General features: G+C 43.9%; 15 protein-coding genes. 10 read left to right on the top strand and 5 right to left on the bottom strand.

The annotated features are described in order from the left end of the window. The first annotated feature begins 140 nt into the window (after window positions 1–140). The 3 genes from MHB63_18475 to brnQ all read left to right on the top strand — a co-directional run bounded on the left by MHB63_18475 (window position 141) and on the right by brnQ (window position 3,822). A complete protein-coding gene (locus MHB63_18475; GenBank protein ID MEK3808510.1) occupies window positions 141–1,541 on the top strand; it encodes an alkaline phosphatase in 1,401 nt (466 codons plus the stop codon). Window positions 1,542–1,627: 86 nt separating this feature from the next. Beyond that, entirely contained in the window at window positions 1,628–2,302 is a 675-nt protein-coding gene (locus MHB63_18480) for a DUF4352 domain-containing protein (protein MEK3808511.1), read from the top strand. A 200-nt stretch (window positions 2,303–2,502) separates the two neighbouring features. Then, a complete protein-coding gene (brnQ, locus tag MHB63_18485; GenBank protein ID MEK3808512.1) occupies window positions 2,503–3,822 on the top strand; it encodes a branched-chain amino acid transport system II carrier protein in 1,320 nt (439 codons plus the stop codon). On the opposite strand, the gene MHB63_18490 is transcribed toward brnQ, so the two are convergent. Then, window positions 3,819–5,030 carry a phospholipase D-like domain-containing protein gene (locus tag MHB63_18490; protein MEK3808513.1) on the bottom strand — a complete coding sequence of 404 codons (1,212 nt, stop codon included), beginning with the start codon at window positions 5,028–5,030 and terminating at the stop codon, window positions 3,819–3,821. The two genes, brnQ and MHB63_18490, sit on opposite strands and share 4 nt — an antisense overlap. Before the next feature lie 185 nt (window positions 5,031–5,215). On the opposite strand from MHB63_18490, the gene MHB63_18495 reads away from it, so the two are divergent. Then, window positions 5,216–6,103 (top strand): peptidylprolyl isomerase, encoded by an 888-nt coding sequence (locus MHB63_18495; protein ID MEK3808514.1) that lies wholly within the window; start codon window positions 5,216–5,218, stop codon window positions 6,101–6,103. Window positions 6,104–6,128: 25 nt separating this feature from the next. On the opposite strand, the gene MHB63_18500 is transcribed toward MHB63_18495, so the two are convergent. Beyond that, window positions 6,129–6,620 carry a hypothetical protein gene (locus tag MHB63_18500; protein MEK3808515.1) on the bottom strand — a complete coding sequence of 164 codons (492 nt, stop codon included), beginning with the start codon at window positions 6,618–6,620 and terminating at the stop codon, window positions 6,129–6,131. A 181-nt stretch (window positions 6,621–6,801) separates the two neighbouring features. Here MHB63_18500 and bioB point away from each other — a divergent pair, with 181 nt between their 5' ends. Beyond that, on the top strand, window positions 6,802–7,800 hold the full coding sequence (gene bioB / locus MHB63_18505) for a biotin synthase BioB (GenBank protein MEK3808516.1): 999 nt from the start codon (window positions 6,802–6,804) through the stop codon (window positions 7,798–7,800). Window positions 7,801–8,009: 209 nt separating this feature from the next. On the opposite strand, the gene MHB63_18510 is transcribed toward bioB, so the two are convergent. Continuing rightward, window positions 8,010–9,194: a M14 family zinc carboxypeptidase gene (locus tag MHB63_18510; GenBank protein MEK3808517.1), complete on the bottom strand. Its 1,185-nt coding sequence runs from the start codon at window positions 9,192–9,194 to the stop codon at window positions 8,010–8,012. 322 nt (window positions 9,195–9,516) lie between these two features. Here MHB63_18510 and MHB63_18515 point away from each other — a divergent pair, with 322 nt between their 5' ends. Both MHB63_18515 and MHB63_18520 read left to right on the top strand, forming a co-directional pair. Then, entirely contained in the window at window positions 9,517–10,386 is an 870-nt protein-coding gene (locus MHB63_18515) for a cation diffusion facilitator family transporter (protein ID MEK3808518.1), read from the top strand. Between the two features lie 19 nt (window positions 10,387–10,405). After that, window positions 10,406–10,690: a hypothetical protein gene (locus tag MHB63_18520; protein MEK3808519.1), complete on the top strand. Its 285-nt coding sequence runs from the start codon at window positions 10,406–10,408 to the stop codon at window positions 10,688–10,690. A 74-nt stretch (window positions 10,691–10,764) separates the two neighbouring features. Here the strand turns inward: MHB63_18520 and MHB63_18525 are convergent, their stop codons facing one another. Beyond that, a complete protein-coding gene (locus MHB63_18525; protein ID MEK3808520.1) occupies window positions 10,765–11,673 on the bottom strand; it encodes a LysR family transcriptional regulator in 909 nt (302 codons plus the stop codon). Window positions 11,674–11,868: 195 nt separating this feature from the next. On the opposite strand from MHB63_18525, the gene MHB63_18530 reads away from it, so the two are divergent. Continuing rightward, a complete protein-coding gene (locus tag MHB63_18530) occupies window positions 11,869–13,689 on the top strand; it encodes an assimilatory sulfite reductase (NADPH) flavoprotein subunit (protein MEK3808521.1) in 1,821 nt (606 codons plus the stop codon). 25 nt (window positions 13,690–13,714) lie between these two features. Next, window positions 13,715–15,433 carry an assimilatory sulfite reductase (NADPH) hemoprotein subunit gene (cysI, locus tag MHB63_18535; protein ID MEK3808522.1) on the top strand — a complete coding sequence of 573 codons (1,719 nt, stop codon included), beginning with the start codon at window positions 13,715–13,717 and terminating at the stop codon, window positions 15,431–15,433. A gap of 354 nt (window positions 15,434–15,787) precedes the next feature. On the opposite strand, the gene MHB63_18540 is transcribed toward cysI, so the two are convergent. Continuing rightward, the gene (locus tag MHB63_18540) at window positions 15,788–16,066 is read right to left on the bottom strand and encodes a hypothetical protein (GenBank protein ID MEK3808523.1); all 279 of its coding nucleotides are present in this window, start codon (window positions 16,064–16,066) and stop codon (window positions 15,788–15,790) included. A gap of 162 nt (window positions 16,067–16,228) precedes the next feature. Between MHB63_18540 and MHB63_18545 the strand changes: the two genes are divergently transcribed. Then, window positions 16,229–16,450, top strand: coding sequence for a helix-turn-helix transcriptional regulator (locus tag MHB63_18545; protein ID MEK3808524.1), 222 nt, complete (start codon window positions 16,229–16,231; stop codon window positions 16,448–16,450). Window positions 16,451–16,559: the final 109 nt, after the last annotated feature.

The following is a 16,559-nucleotide window of genomic DNA, read 5'->3' on the forward strand; positions in this document are numbered from 1 at the left end:
ATGCAACCGTTTTGTATTTATTTGTTGTAAAAAAACTGTAAACAACGGACAGACATACTTTACAATCTCTCAAAACTTCCTTAAAACTCATCCCATAGACTAGTACTTGTAAACAAAACATTCTATTGGAGGTTTTTTGATTGTTTAATAGGAAGATTGGAAAAATTGCTGTTCCGGTTGCAGTACTTTCAGCTGTAGTTGCGGCAAGTGTCATTGGAAATTTTCCAAATGCTAAGGCAAGTGAAGCGGAAGCTGCTGGAAAAAAACCGAATGAAATAAAAAACGTTATTTTCCTGGTCGGAGACGGAATGGGCGTATCCTATACATCAGCATACCGCTATCTAAAAGACGACCCTTCTACACCGCAGGCTGAGCGTACAGAATTTGATCAGCACCTTGTCGGCAATCAAATGACCTACCCTGAAGATCCTAAGGAAAATGTAACAGATTCAGCATCGGCTGCAACTGCGATGTCAACAGGATACAAGACATTCAACGCTGCAATTGGCGTAGACAATGACGGTACAGAGCTTAAAACCGTTTTAGAATCGGCAAAAGAAAAAGGAAAGGCGACAGGTCTTGTTGCTACGTCGGAAATCACTCATGCTACACCTGCTTCATTCGGTGCACATGATATGAACCGAAAAAACATGAACGCTATTGCAGATGATTATTACGATGAACTGATCAACGGCAAACATAAAGTGGATGTCATGCTGGGCGGAGGCTTAAGCAATTTTGAGCGAGCTGACCGCAATCTTGCAGAAGAATTCCAGAAAGACGGGTACAGCTATGTGACATCCAAAGAAGAAATGATGAAGGATAAAAATCAGCAGGTTCTTGGATTGTTTGCTGATGGAGGCCTTCCAAAAATGATTGACCGCGAAAAAGAAACACCTTCTCTTGAAGACATGACAAGTTCAGCTCTTTCAAGACTGAATCAAGATAAAGACGGGTTTTTCCTGATGGTCGAGGGAAGCCAGGTTGACTGGGCTGGACATGACAACGATATTGTAGGAGCTATGAGTGAAATGCAGGATTTTGAAAAAGCCTACAAAGCAGCGATTGAATTTGCCAAAAAGGACAAGCATACACTTGTTGTGGCTACTGCAGACCATTCAACAGGCGGTTATTCAATAGGAGCTGACGGCGATTACAACTGGTTTGGAGAGCCGATCAAAGCTGCAAAGCGCACACCTGACTTTATGGCAGCCCAAATCGTTGAAGAAGGCGCAGATCCTGAAAAAACGTTAAAGCAGTATATCGATCTTGAATTAACGGCTGAAGAAATCAATTCTGTCAAAGATGCAGCAGAAAAAGGCAAAGCAGACAAAGATAAAGGAATTCTCCGTGTTGATAATGCGATAGAAGCCATCTTTAATAAGCGCTCCAATACTGGCTGGACAACAGACGGACATACAGGTGAAGACGTTCCTGTCTTTGCTTACGGACCAGGGAAAGAATTGTTCGCAGGTCATAAAGACAACACAGATCACGCAGAAATCATCTTTGATATATTAGAAAAAAGCAAAAAGAAATAACCAGGCTGTATCATGACTCTGCTGCGAAAGCGGCGGAGTCTGTGATCATGCCGGCAGATTGGCAAATAGAGAAAGGGGACAACATGATGAAACATGCATGGCTTATGCTATCTTTGACAATCGTACTTTCTGCTTGTTCTGCACAGGCGACAGAACCTGACCAAAATGAGAAGAAACAGGAACAGAAGACTGAAACATCCGCATCATCACCCTCAAATCAAAATGCCACTGAAGACAGCTACGTGCCAAATCCCCAGATAACGGATGACCGTTCACTCCTTGAACCGGGTCAAACCTTGAAAGATGACAAAGGCGCAGCTGAGCTGAAAGCCATCAGCAGCCTGAATCAAACCTACAAAGCAGGGGATGTAGAACTGACGATAAAAGATGTGAAAATGATCGAGCATACACCTGCCTACAGCATGATTGATTTTTTTCACACATTCACCCATGAAGAAACGTTTGACATCATCAAAGCTGAGGTAGAGGTGAAAAACACGTCAGATCAGCCCGTCTACTTCTCTCCTGTTGCTATGCTAGAGACAGACAATGGCCAGCGAATTGACTGGGAATCAGATATTTACCTTGAGGATTTGAACGGAGAACTGGGCGCGAATCAAACAAAAAAGGGTAACATCGGATTTATTCTGGAACATTCCGAAGAGCCTGTTAAAGGTGTCACGCTGCTGACAAGCGATGTGCTGAATGCCGAACAGAAAACAGAGAGCAAAGCTCAGAAAATAACGGTTCCATTCAAATGAGACAATACGATGATGTATTGTCTTTTCTTCTTGAAAAAAATTAATAAATGGTTGGTAAACGCATTCATTGCCTTTAGAACAGGGTTTAAAAAAACGTGCTTAAAAATGCTGAAAAAAGGAACTAGTCAATCAATTTTTTAGCTGTTATACTTTGAACTATTATTTTCATCATAGAACCTTCATTCTAAAGGAGTTTTTGTATGGCAAAGGAATTTTCGTCAAAACAGATCATGTTAATCAGTCTTATGCTCTTTTCCATGTTTTTTGGAGCAGGGAACTTAATCTTCCCGGCTTTTCTCGGACAGGCAGCAGGGGACAATCTCTGGCCTTCTCTTGCAGGCTTTATTCTTTCCGCGGTTGGTCTTCCGATTCTCGGGGTTATCGCGGTTGCTAAAGCAGGGAGCTTTCATGAATTAAATTCAAGGGTCCATCCGGTATTTGCTCTTATTTTTCCGTTTATAATTTACGTTTCGATCGGACCAGGACTCGCGATTCCAAGAGCCGGGAGCCTGGCCTTTGAAATGGGGGCAGCGCCTTTTCTTCCCGCTGAGGCTGCGGGTTCTCCTGCAGCGCTGTTCATTTATACAGCGGTCTTTTTTGGCTTAGTGTATTGGCTCAGCATGTCCCCGTCTAAGCTTGTAGACTTATTCGGCAAACTGCTTACGCCAATTGTGCTTACGCTGATTCTGGTTATTTTTGTGAAGTCTTTGATTACACCAATTGGAGAAAGTGGGCAGGCATCAGGCAATTATGGAACGAGTCCTGCTTTTCAGGGGTTTCTTGATGGATATTTGACGATGGACGCACTTGCAGCGCTTGCTTTCGGAATTGTAATTGCAACTGCTATCAGATCACAGGGTGTAACAAATGAAAAAGCACTGTCCCGTTATATGATGTATGCAGGAATTGGAGCAGGCTTGCTTTTAACCATTATCTACATTCTTCTTGGCACAATGGGTGCAGCGAGCGCATCTCTTGGAACATCTGAAAACGGCGCCCAGATTCTGACGAACATTATGACGAGCCTCTTCGGTACAAGCGGGAGCGTCATCCTTGGGCTTGTCTTTACATTGGCTTGTTTTTGCGTATCCATTGGCCTTGTTATATCGTGCAGCCAGTTTTTTGCAGGGGCTGTGCCTAGAGTGCCGTATAAGGTCTGGGTATTGATTTTATGTCTGGCAAGTACAGCCGTTGCAAATCTTGGACTAACGCAGATTTTGACGGTTTCTGTGCCGATACTGGGCATGATTTACCCAATCGCCATCGTCCTGATTATTCTTGCATTGGTTCATTCTTTCATCCAAAACAGCCCATACATTTATGCAACTTCGGTTCTTTTTACCGGCCTTTTCAGTCTGGCAGATACGATAAATAAAACGTTCCTCAGTGAAGCACTGACACCTGCCCTGAGCTTCCTTCCGCTTTACGGGGAAGGCATCGGCTGGCTTGTTCCGGCATTACTTGGAGCTGCTGCGGGGCTTGCTTTTGGAAAAAGAAAACCATCACGTGTTCCGGCTTAAAAATAATAATAAATCCATTCTGGGGTCTTCATAAATGAACGCTCCCAGGATGGAATTTCTTTTATAATCGCTTCATTCAGCTTCCGGCTGTTTTTTTTATCCTCTTCAATTTCAGCTGAAATGGTCTTGATGACTTCTGTGTCATAGATCAGGCAGCTTGCTTCATCATTTAAATAAAAGCTCCGCGGATCCCAGTTTGCTGTGCTGATATTCGCCGTTTCACCATCAATCAGCATCACTTTCCCATGAAAAAATCCTTTTGTATACAAATAAATATCAACGCCGCGTTTTAATAGTTTTTCCGTTTTTGGATAGCTAGGAGGCTTTGTAAACCATGCATCTGTGTGGTCAGGGACGAGGATCTCAACTTTGACGCCATTTTTCCGCGCATCAATAAGCGCATCCATCATCTCATTGTTTGGTATGAAATAGGGAGTTGCAATAACCAGCCGCTTTCTTGCACTTCTTATTAAAGACAGGAGTTCTTTTTCCCATTCTCCTCCGGTTGAGAAAAACAGCTGATATTCAGAACCGTCCGTTCGCAGAGGCTGATGTTTTTCAGGAAGCCTTTTCTGCCCGGTGTCTTCTTCCCAGTCCTTCAGAAATTGTTCCTCCACTTCATACGCTCCTTCACCGGCAATCCGCAGGTGATAGTCCCGCCAGTATCCAAAGCGTTTATCCTGGCCCAGATACTCTTCTCCCATATTAAATCCGCCTAAATAAGACACCTTGCCGTCAATGATGGCGAGCTTTCTGTGATTCCGGTGATTCATTCTGTAAAAAGGATGAGTGATGCCGTTTTTTCTGCTGAACGTGAAGTGCACACCGCTCGCTTCTAGACGTTTAATGAGTTTTCTTTTGATCTCTTTTCCGCCGATACGGTCGACTGAAAGCATAACATCTGTTCCGCTTTCGGCCTTTTTTTGAAGAAGGGACAAAAAATTCAGGCTGACAGGGTCGTCCCGAATGATAAAGAAATGAATATAAATGTAGTCTTGAGCTTCTTTAATATCTTGAAAGAGTGATTTATATAGGCTGTCACCTTCGGGAAACAGGGTCAAATCCCCGTGGTAGACGGGGGTCTTAATCATGCCGTGTTCATTGGTGTAATCTTTATATCCGCTTTTTACATCCCACTGCAGAACCAAAAGCGTGCAGATCATCAGTGTCATGCATAATCCAAACAAAATGATCATTTTTCTCAGCATAGAAAAACTCCCGGAACGTTATTATCTCTTAGGGTTTGATACTCTCCTGCTAAATAAAGAAGGGAATCTTTGGAATGTTCCTTTCATATCTTCTTCTCGCTTTGTTCATAGTTTATTCATATCTGCCCGTTATACTGGAATGTGTTCAGCAAAAGAAGGAAGAAAAAAAGTCAGGAGTTTTAATGATGAAAAATATACTTGCAAATAAACTTACTTATGCTTTTTTAATGACCGGTCTCCTCAGCGGCGGAATCGGCTGGGCAGTCGGTTCAGCAGAAAATGATGGGGCAGTAGCCAGTGTGAATGGCGAAAAAATCAGTCAGGACAGGCTTTTCGCCCTGCTTGCAGATCAGGGCGGAACGGAGCTTGTAGACTATTTAATTACAGAAGAAATCATTAATCAGGAGTCAGAAAAAAAGAAAATAACAGTATCTGATGCTGATGTTGACAAAGAGTATCAATCAATCGCGGAATCATACGGAGGGGAAGAGGCTTTTATCCAGCAGATCGAGGCTTCCGGCGGTTCAGCTGAGGCAGTCAAAGACGAATTGAAAACAAATTTAAAAATTGAAAAGCTGCTTGAACCTGAGATTGACATTACAGAAGAAGAGATGAAAACCTATTTTGAAGAAAACAAAGAAAGTCTTTCTGAGCCAGAACAGGTTAAAGCCAGTCATATCTTAGTGGAGGATGAGGCGACGGCAAAAGAAGTCAAAGGAAAGCTTGATGGAGGAGCTGATTTTGCAGAGCTTGCCAAAGAATATTCAACAGATACATCTAACAGCGGGAACGGCGGAGAGCTTGGCTACTTTGGAAAAGGTGAGATGACTGCTTCATTTGAAGAAAAAGCGTTCTCAATGAAAGAAGGGGAAATCAGCGATCCCGTAAAAACAGAATTTGGATATCACATTATCAAATTCGAAGATAAAAAAGCTGCAGTTCCGGCTGTATATGCTGAGAAAAAAGAGGAAATCAAGGCAGCTCTTTTTGATCAGAAAATGCAGACAGCCTACACCGGATGGATGGAAGAGAAAAAAGAAGAATATGAAATTGAGACTTCAATGGAGAGCTGAAAGAGAGGGGGGAAACCTCTCTTTTTTATGCATTTTTTATAAGGAAATAAAGCAGTACATGAATAAGCACAGCTGAGGCGATCATGTTTTTCCAATTAATGATGTAGCGGCTCCCTGAGGGCTGAATAACACCCATTGCTGCAATGGTCCAAAACCATTTACTGTCCCGCCATCTTTTTTTAGTCGAAACATCCTGATTCTCATCCATTCGTCTGTTTTCTCTTCTTGCCCACCATAAAACAACCAGGATATCTGCAATTGCTCCAGCTGTAACGGCTATAATGGCTGTTCGATCAGAGACTTCCCAAAGCGGCTTTTCCTCCCGCTTTTTTTCTTCTTCTCTTTTAGCTTCTTGTACCTTGATTTGCTCTGCAAATTCTCCTGCAAAATCAGTCTTCTGTTCTTTGACTGTGGTGAAATTAACGACCATAATAATCAGGCATGCCATCAGAACTGCGTATAGAGCAAAAAAAGCTGCCGTTTTTTTCTTTGGAGTATCCATCATTCTTTTTAGCATGATCTTCTTCCTCCTAATGACTGGCTGTTTTAATCGTACCATTTAAATAAATGTAATAATTTGTATGAGGTGAACTTTTTGAGAACGTTTACACCAATTTGTTAACCTTAATAAAAATAAGTTGACATAAATCCTTGCTATTCTTTACCATGGAAGAGAACGACGAGATGGAGGGAATGCAATGAAATGGTCCGCACTGGCAAATGAAGTCATAAACGGCAAGATATTAACAGAGGAAGAGTCGCTTGAAATCTTAACATGTGATGATGATGAGATTCTAAGTCTTCTTCATGGAGCATTTTTGATCAGAAAGCATTATTACGGGAAAAAAGTAAAACTCAACATGATCGTAAACACGAAATCAGGACTTTGTCCTGAAAACTGCGGCTATTGCTCTCAGTCAAGCATTTCAACCGCCCCTATAGAAAAATACCGGATGATGAACAAAGAAAGCATTTTAGAAGGAGCAGAACGCGCCTATAACCTGAAGGTCGGAACCTATTGCATTGTAGCAAGCGGAAGAGGGCCTTCTGAAAAAGAACTGGACACAGTTGTATCAGCCGTAAAAGACATTAAAGATCAATTCGGTCTGAAGGTGTGTGCGTGCCTAGGGCTGTTGAAACCGGGACAGGCTGAACGGCTCAAAGAAGCCGGAGTCGACCGCTATAACCACAACATAAATACATCAAAAGAGCACCACGAATCGATTACAACATCGCATACATACTATAACCGCGTACAAACCATCGAAGCTGTAAAGGCGTCCGGCATTTCTCCATGTTCGGGCGTAATCATCGGCATGAGAGAAACAAAAAAAGATGTCGTCAATATGGCATTCAGCCTGCGCGCACTTGACGCAGACAGTATCCCTGTAAACTTTCTTCACGCCATTGACGGCACTCCGCTTGAAGGAACGGATGAACTTGATCCAAGGTATTGCCTGAAGGTGCTTGCACTCTTTCGCTACATCAATCCGACTAAAGAAATCCGTATCTCAGGAGGCAGAGAAGTCAATTTAAGATCCCTGCAGCCGCTTGGGCTCTATGCAGCCAACTCAATCTTTGTGGGAGACTATTTAACGACCAGGGGACAAGAAAGCACGAGTGACCATGACATGCTGAAAGACCTCGGTTTTGAAGTGGAATTTGACTTTGGGAATCAGGAGGCTGTGACGGTCTGATTGCTGACTATTGGGCATGGGTGCTGAGAAAGAGCCATTCACGCAGGGCAGAGTGAGCTGAAGGGTAATAAGCAGGCGTGAAATAACCCTTACGCAGGGCAGAGTAAACTTGAAGGGTCATAAACATACAACGCGGGAATCAAAACCCGTTTTCAAATAAAAAAATCCGAACTTCATAACGAAAAGTTCGGATTTTTCTTTTGCATATATTAATAAGTGGATTCCGGAATTTCTTCATATTTTTCAGGATCGAGAGAGTAAACGGTGCCGTCAGTTACGCCGTTAATAACACCCATTAATCCGGTTTCAACTGTTTTGACGAGCATGCCTTTTTGTTTTTGACCAAAGTTCTGTGTTTGGCCTTTGACTTCAAACAGAACGGTTCCGCTTCCGTTTAATGCAAAGGAGCCAAGTGCTGTTCCAGGAAGATCGAGGTCCTGCTGGTAGAGTGAAATGTTTGTAAATACGGAATCTCCTTTTGCCTGCAGGGCATCATAGACGGCAACATTCAGCTGTCTTGAAAAATCATAATCGTACCCATTAGCATATTGGGCATATTTTTCTCCTTCAGGAGTTGCCGGATCTGGTACAAATTGCGCGGAAATGGACATTGTAGCGACTTCACCTGTATCCCCGACATACGGGAAGCCCTGATGATGCATGTCCATAAAGACATCCACTTTTCCGAATTCCGCCATCAGATCTTTATATACGTCTCTGACAGTTTGAGCCTCTGGTGTGATGTACCAGCCGGGTTTGTTGGAAGCTCCGGGAAAGTCTGAAGCAGCAGGTACATAATCTAAATCCGGGTGGAAGTCCCGGTTTACATCGAATCCCGGATTCGCTCCATAGTCATCACCCTGGAGAACCCTTGTATAGTAATTCCAGGAAGGGGCTGCTGAGCTTAATTGCGGGAAGCGCTCCGTCACCTCCGACCAGCTCAGGTCATTTCCGCGGCGGTCGAGCTCAGATGCATCTGCGTTCATCATCGGAATGGCAACAATCGTCATCTCTTCACGTATTTTCTTAGCTGCCTCCGAATTGCTTGAGCCGATTTTTTGAAGGATGTTCAAAAGCGCCACTGTACCGGTCTTTTCATTGCCGTGAATTTCACTTTGAACAAGAAGCACTTTCTCTCCGGTGCCAACCCTGGCTGTGTAGATTTCACGTCCCTGGTTGGTATATCCGGCAACATCAACTGAAATTTTTCCTCCGCTTGTCTGTTTTAACTGTCTCAGTTTTTTCTGGAGCTCTGCATAGCTAATAAATCCTTGTGTCTCAAGCGTTTCTGCTGCAGCTGGTGAAGGCGGTGCAAAACTGCCTGCCTGCGGAAATACGAGTGCAGCCGCCATCAATGCTGTACCTGCTGCTTTAACGAATGTTCTCTTCTTCAAATAAGTTCACCTCTTCATTTTTTTGGTTCAACAATCAGAATTTTCTGCAATAAAAGTGGGGATTCCTTGTTTTTTGACAGAAATGGCGCTATAGGTTCAGAAAAATATTGGATTTAAAAGGGATTGACAACCTTTTGCCTAGATTTGAGAAAGTTCTTTCGGCTTACGAAATAAATAGATGCGTACAAGAAGAAAAGTTTGTCTGAGCAAACTTTTTTAGACATTTGTTACTCTTGTTGAACCGCGAAAAAAGGTTGCTGTAGACTCACTCAAACCTTGACTGGTAAGATGTTCAAGGAATGAAAACGCGGAGGTTCAATAGATGGAACAACAAAAATATGCGGACTTAAAAAAAGGCGAGCGTGGAGCAATCATCAGCATTGCTGCATACCTGTGCTTATCGGCTCTTAAATTGCTTATTGGATATTCAGCGAACTCCGAGGCACTTAAAGCGGACGGGTTTAATAATGCGACAGACATCGTTGCTTCAGTCGCTGTGCTGATAGGGCTGCGGCTGTCACAAAAGCCTGCCGACAAGGATCATCCATACGGCCACTGGAAAGCGGAGACCGTTGCGTCGCTTGTCGCATCCTTCATCATGATGGCTGTCGGACTTCAAGTATTATACGGGGCTGTTTTGTCTGTGTTTGAAGGGAAACAGGAATCACCTGACATGATCTCGGCATGGACCGGTTTATTCTGTGCTGCCGTTATGTATCTTGTTTACCGCTACAATAAACGGCTTGGAGAAAAAATTAACAGCCAGGCAGTGACTGCGGCTGCGAAAGATAATTTGTCAGATGCATGGGTCAGTATCGGCATTGTTGTCGGCATTATCGGCTCGCAATTCTCCCTTCCATGGCTGGATCCGGCTGCAGCCGTCATCGTCGGGTTACTGATCTGCAAAACGGCATGGGATATTTTCAGGGAAGCTTCGCACCATTTAACGGATGGATTTGACGAAGAGGAAATAGAAGCTTTTAAAGAAACGGCCCTCTCTCTGTACGGGGTAAAGGGGGTAAAGGAAATTAAGGCAAGAAATTATGGGAACAATACAGTAGTAGACATTGTGATCCTGGTGAATTCCACCCTTGATATCCGTGATGCCCATGATATTTCAACTAAAGTCGAAACGATTTTAATGAAGAAGCATGAAGTGTACAATGTACATGTACACGTTGAACCTAATTAACTGAAAGGAGGGTGTACAAGTGGATTCTGAACTCATGTCAAATTTTATACGCATAGGCCTTCCGCTTCTGGTGATGGCGGCTTCGGTCTTTCTTACAATGAAACTGCCTTATACCAGAAGATTTATACCGCCTGTGACACTCGCCATTTTAGCAGCTCTTGTATACGTCATTCCAACCTTTTTGCAGGGAAATGACAAAGATTTGAATGATGTGCTGGTGACGCTTTATTTTACAATGACACTTATGCTCAGCTGTGTGCTGAGTCTTATAGCTGCTTTGTTTTTCAAGAAAAAGAAGAAGTAGAAAAAAAGGCTCAGTGCATGCTGGGCCTTTTTCGTATCGGGAAAAATTGGAATTACTGTCCTTTTAAATACCCGTTATTCCTTTGCCAGACTCATCTCATCCGGCCACTTTTTCTTAAGTGAATCAATAAACGTTTTCACAATCTTCTTATCTTCAATGACCGGCGAGTACAAGTAGGAAAGGGTCCTTGTAAACCGCTGATTTTCCATATGAATAATCGAAAGGTCTTTATTGGCAACATCCCGTTCAATGACGCTTTTTGAAAGAAAGGACAGGCCCGTTCCGTTCATGAGCGTTTCTTTTATTCCCTGATTGCTGCTGATGGTAAGCAGTGATTTTACTTTGAGGCCGTTCGTCCGTATAACATGGTTTAAATACTCCCGTGTACCAGAACCGACTTCGCGGGTAACCCACGGCTGATTGTGCAAATCAGCAAAAGTGACCTCTTTCTTTGAAGCGAGCTCATGATCCAGGGAGGCAACGATAAAAAGCTCATCCTGCATAAACGGGTGGACGGAAAGTTCACTCTCGTTCGTTTGACCTTCAATGAGACCAATATCGACACCATGCATGCGCACACTCTGTACAATTTCCTCTGTGTTGCCGATCAGGACCTCCAGTTCAAGTTCCGGATAATCTTTTTGCAGATCAAGCAGCAGGGAAGGGAGGATATACTCTCCAATTGTAAAGCTTGCGCCAATCTTCAATTCCCCGCGGATGGCATTATGGTGTTCGAGAATATCCTGTTTGGATTGTTCATATAAAGAAATCATTCGCTTTGCACGGTCATACAGGATTTCACCGGTTGGGGTAATCTGCAGAAACTTAGGAGACCGAAGAAAAAGCTTTGTCTGAAATTCTTTTTCAAGATTTTTGATATGTAGACTGACGCTCGGCTGGGACATGCGGAGCGTTTCTGCCGTTTTCGTAAAGTTTTTCACCTCAGCAAGAGTGACAAATGTTTTCAAAGCATCATAGTACAAAATAGAAAGCCACCTTATCATTAGAAATCTTAATAATCGTCATAAATTAAATGTATTTTACTAATTTTCTGTTTTCAGGTAAAGTAGAAATAGTATTTTTATCTATAGGTTTATTAAAGCAGAGTCATAAAACCGACTTTGCGTATAGGGTTAATTATATTGGCAGTTCTAAATTCGTTTGCGAGGTGGGTATCGTTGCAACTTCAGGTAAGTAACAGTCCGTTTAATCAGGAGCAGGCAGAGCTTCTTAACCGCCTTCTGCCAACATTATCAGAAACCCAGAAGATCTGGCTGACGGGATATTTGACAGCCGCACAGGCTGCTGGACCTATTGGCGTTCTGGCGCCCAAGGCAGGAGAGGCGGCACCTGTTCAAAGCGCATCCGTTTCAAAAGAAATAACGGTTCTCTATGGCTCACAGACGGGAAATGCTCAGAGTCTTGCTGAAAACGCAGCAAAAACACTGTCCGAACAAGGCTTTCAGATAACCATTTCTTCTATGAACGATTATAAACCGAATCAGCTGAAAAAAGAAAAAAACCTCTTGATTGTCGTCAGCACCCACGGGGAGGGAACACCTCCTGACAATGCTCTCTCATTCTATGAATTTTTACATGGAAGAAGGGCACCTAAGCTTGAGGGCATGAATTTTTCCGTCCTATCCCTGGGTGACAGTTCATATGAATTTTTCTGCCAGACCGGCAAAGATTTTGATCAGAAGCTTGAAGAACTGGGCGGAACGAGAATCTATCCGCGTACCGACTGCGATCTTGATTTTGATGAGCAGGCTGCAGAATGGATCAGCGGTGTGATTACTAGTTTAAAAGAGACGCAGGGGGAAAATGCAGCTCCTGCTGCAGAAGTGTCTGCTGAGTCAGCTCATCCGTCTTCCTACTCGCGCACAAATCCATTCCGTGCTGAAGTCCTTGAAAACATAAATTTAAATGGCCGCGGGTCAAATAAAGAAACCCGCCACCTTGAATTGTCCCTTGAAGGCTCAGGTCTTACATATGAACCGGGAGACAGCCTTGGCATTTTCCCAGAAAATGATCCGGTGCTTGTTGATCTTTTGCTTGAAAAAACAGGATGGGATCCTGAAAGCAGTGTGACGATCAATAAACATGGAGATCGTCTGTCTTTGCGGAACGCCCTTTTGACTCATTTTGAAATTACCGTGCTTTCTAAGCCGCTGTTGGAAAAACTGGCAGGAATATCGGATCACAGCGGGCTTAAGGAACTTGTTTCACCTGGTAAAGAAGATCAGCTGAAAGTGTACATTGAAGGCCGCGACCTTGTTGATCTGATTGAAGAATTTGGCCCTTGGAGTGCTTCGGCAGAGGAGTTTGTTCATAACCTCCGCAAAATGCCGGCGCGCCTTTATTCTATTGCGAGCAGTCTGACGGCAAATCCAGATGAAGTGCACTTGACCATCGGTGCAGTCAGATATGAAACTCACGGACGAAAGCGCAGCGGGGTTTGCTCCATTTTAACAGCCGAGCGGCTTCAGCCCGGCGACACCCTGCCTGTTTACATACAGAAGAACCAGAATTTTAAGCTGCCTGAAAATCCTGACGTTCCAATCATTATGGTTGGACCCGGAACAGGCATCGCCCCGTTCCGCTCATTCATTCAAGAAAGAGAAGAAACAGGAGCAGGCGGGAAGTCATGGCTATTCTTTGGCGATCAGCACTTCGTCACAGACTTCCTTTATCAGACGGAATGGCAGAAGGCCCTTGAGAATGGAAGTTTGACACGGATGGATGTCGCTTTTTCAAGGGATACGGCAGAAAAAGTGTATGTTCAGCACCGTATGCTTGAGCAAAGCAAAGAGCTGTACGAATGGATTAAAGAAGGGGCTTATGTCTACATCTGCGGAGATGAAAAACACATGGCCCATGATGTTCACAGCACGCTTATCAGCATTATTGAAAATGAGGGCGGCATGAGCCGCGCGGCAGCAGAAGAAGTTCTTGCCGGCATGCAGCAGCAAAAACGCTATCAGCGTGACGTCTATTGAGAACGATTGAAAGGGGTATACCATCATGTCAAATAAAGTACTGAGTGCGCCTGAAGGCCCTCCAAGTGATGTAGAAGATATTAAACAGCGAAGCAATTATCTGCGCGGGACACTTTCAGAAGTGATGCAGGAACGCATTTCCGCCGGCATTCCTGACGATGATAATCGCCTGATGAAGCATCACGGCAGTTATCTTCAGGATGACCGCGATCTTCGGAACGAACGCCAGAAGCAAAAGCTTGAGCCTGCCTATCAGTTTATGCTCCGCGTCCGCATGGCAGGGGGAGTTGCAAGGCCGGATCAATGGCTGGTGATGGATGAGCTTGCCCAAAAATACGGAAACGGCACGCTTAAGCTGACAACACGCCAGACATTCCAGATGCACGGGATTCTGAAATGGAACATGAAAAAGACGATTCAGGAAATCCATGCTTCCATGCTGGATACGATTGCAGCCTGCGGAGATGTAAACAGAAACGTCATGTGCAATGTCAACCCTTATCAATCTGATCTTCATGCCGAGGTGTATGAACTTTCAAGAAAACTGAGCGATGATCTTCTGCCGCGCACAAGAGCCTATCATGAGATCTGGCTTGATGAAGAAAAGGTGGCAGGCACACCGGATGCAGAAGAAGTAGAGCCGATGTATGGCCCGCTGTATCTCCCGAGAAAATTTAAAATAGGGATTGCAGTACCGCCGTCAAATGATATTGATGTCTATTCACAGGACCTTGGATTTATCGCGATTGTTGAAGATAATAAGCTCTCAGGCTTCAATGTTGTCATTGGCGGCGGCATGGGGATGTCCCACGGTGATAAGGCAACTTACCCGCAGCTTGGAAAAGTAATAGGTTTTGTTGCACCGGATAGAATTGTTGATGTGGCTGAAAAGATTATTACCATTCAGCGTGATTACGGAAACAGGTCTGTCAGGAAATATGCCCGTTTCAAATATACGGTCGACCGCTTAGGTCTTCAAAATGTAAAAGAAGAACTTGAGAGCCGTCTTGGCTACAGTCTCGGCGCAGCAAAAGATTTCCGTTTTAACAGCAATGGCGACAGCTACGGCTGGGTAAAAGGCGGGAACGGCAAATGGCATTTCACGCTGTTTGTAGAAGGGGGCCGCATCGCAGACTTCAACGGATACCCGCTGATGACGGGCCTGCGCGAAATTGCAAAAGTGCTTAAAGGCGACATTCGTCTGACGCCAAATCAAAACCTGATCATTTCAAACGTTTCATCTCAGCAAAAGAAAAAAATAAATGACCTGATTGAAATGTACAACTTAACAGACGGCAAACACTATTCTGCACTGCGCCGCAGCTCCATTGCCTGCGTTGCCCTTCCAACTTGCGGCCTTGCCATGGCAGAAGCAGAGCGATATTTGCCGAGATTGATTGATAAAATTGAAGAAATCGTGGATGAAAACGGACTGCGCAACGAAGAAATTACGATCCGCATGACAGGCTGCCCAAATGGATGTGCCCGCCATGCCCTCGGTGAAATTGCCTTTATCGGAAAAGCGCCCGGAAAATACAATATGTATCTCGGTGCCGCATTCGACGGCAGCCGCCTGAGCAAATTATACCGGGAAAACATCGGAGAAGAAGAAATTCTCAGCGAGCTTCGCGTCCTGATTGCACAATTTGCAAAAGAGCGGGAGCCGGGAGAACACTTTGGAGACTTTGTTGTCCGGACCGGCGTTGTACGTGCTGTGACAGACGGAACCAATTTTCACGATTGATGAAAAGACAGGGGAGACCCTGTCTTTTTTGCGTGAAAGAGGATGGAGCAGAGAGTTTTGGTGGGGTCATCAAAATGGAAATAGAACCTTATAAATGAGCTGGACGGAAAAACAGGGTAACAAAAAGGGTGAAATGCTGTCTTATAAATGAGCCGGACCAAAATAGAGGGTACCAAAAAGGTGAAATGCTGTCCCATAAATCGACCGGACTGAAATACAGGGAAACAAAAAGAAAAAATGCTGTCTTATAAATCGACCATACCAAACTAAAGGGCACCAAAAGAACATTTCCACAGTTGATCATCCCAAAACCAGCCACCAAAAAAAGCCTTCAGCAGAAGGCTTTTCCCGGACTCAGTCGTCTTTGCGGTCTTTATCGTTCATATCTTCCGGATCTTCAATTGGATCTTCCGGATCCGGATCTGCGTCTTTTTCATCGTCTTTCATCATTGTGTCGTCTTCTTCCATGCCTGGTGCAGGTTCATCTTCGTTGTTTTCATCCATTTGATCCTGCTCTTCTTCCTGCTGGTTTTCTGGCGGTGCCGGATCCTGGTCGTCATTTGCATTGCAGCCTGCCATCATAAACGCTGAAAAAAGGACACCCATGATGAGAATTAGCCATTTATTTTTCATCGTAAACCTCCTGTATTGGTTATTCCCAATTAGATTGCCCCTAAAGCGGAATATTATTAGTGCATTTTAGTAACATAATGTTCACGTTTACAATGGTGCAAATGGCTGCAGCAGTGATACACTAAAAGTATAAAATTGGATGATTTTAGGGAGGAATGGATGATGGCTGCTTTTCACCAGCAATTAAAGCATTACCGCGAACAGAAGAATATGAGTCAGGAGGAGCTTGCTATTAAAGCGAGACTTGGGCGGCAGACCATTGAAAAGTATGAAGCAGGAGAAAAAATCCCTGACACGCAAACCATCTTAAAACTCTCTACCGTGCTGGATGTACCGGCTTCGGAATTAATCAGCAAAGAAGAACTTGCAAAAAAACAAAGCTGAAATACTATGACGGTGTCCTTCAAAATGAAGGACATTTTTTATATTCTGAAAAAAGATATTGTAAAAATTAGGATTAAAGTGTAAAATTACACTAAATACAGGAAGGTGA

The organism is Bacillus sp. FSL H8-0547, assembly GCA_038002745.1.
Classification (GTDB): domain Bacteria; phylum Bacillota; class Bacilli; order Bacillales; family Bacillaceae; genus Bacillus_P.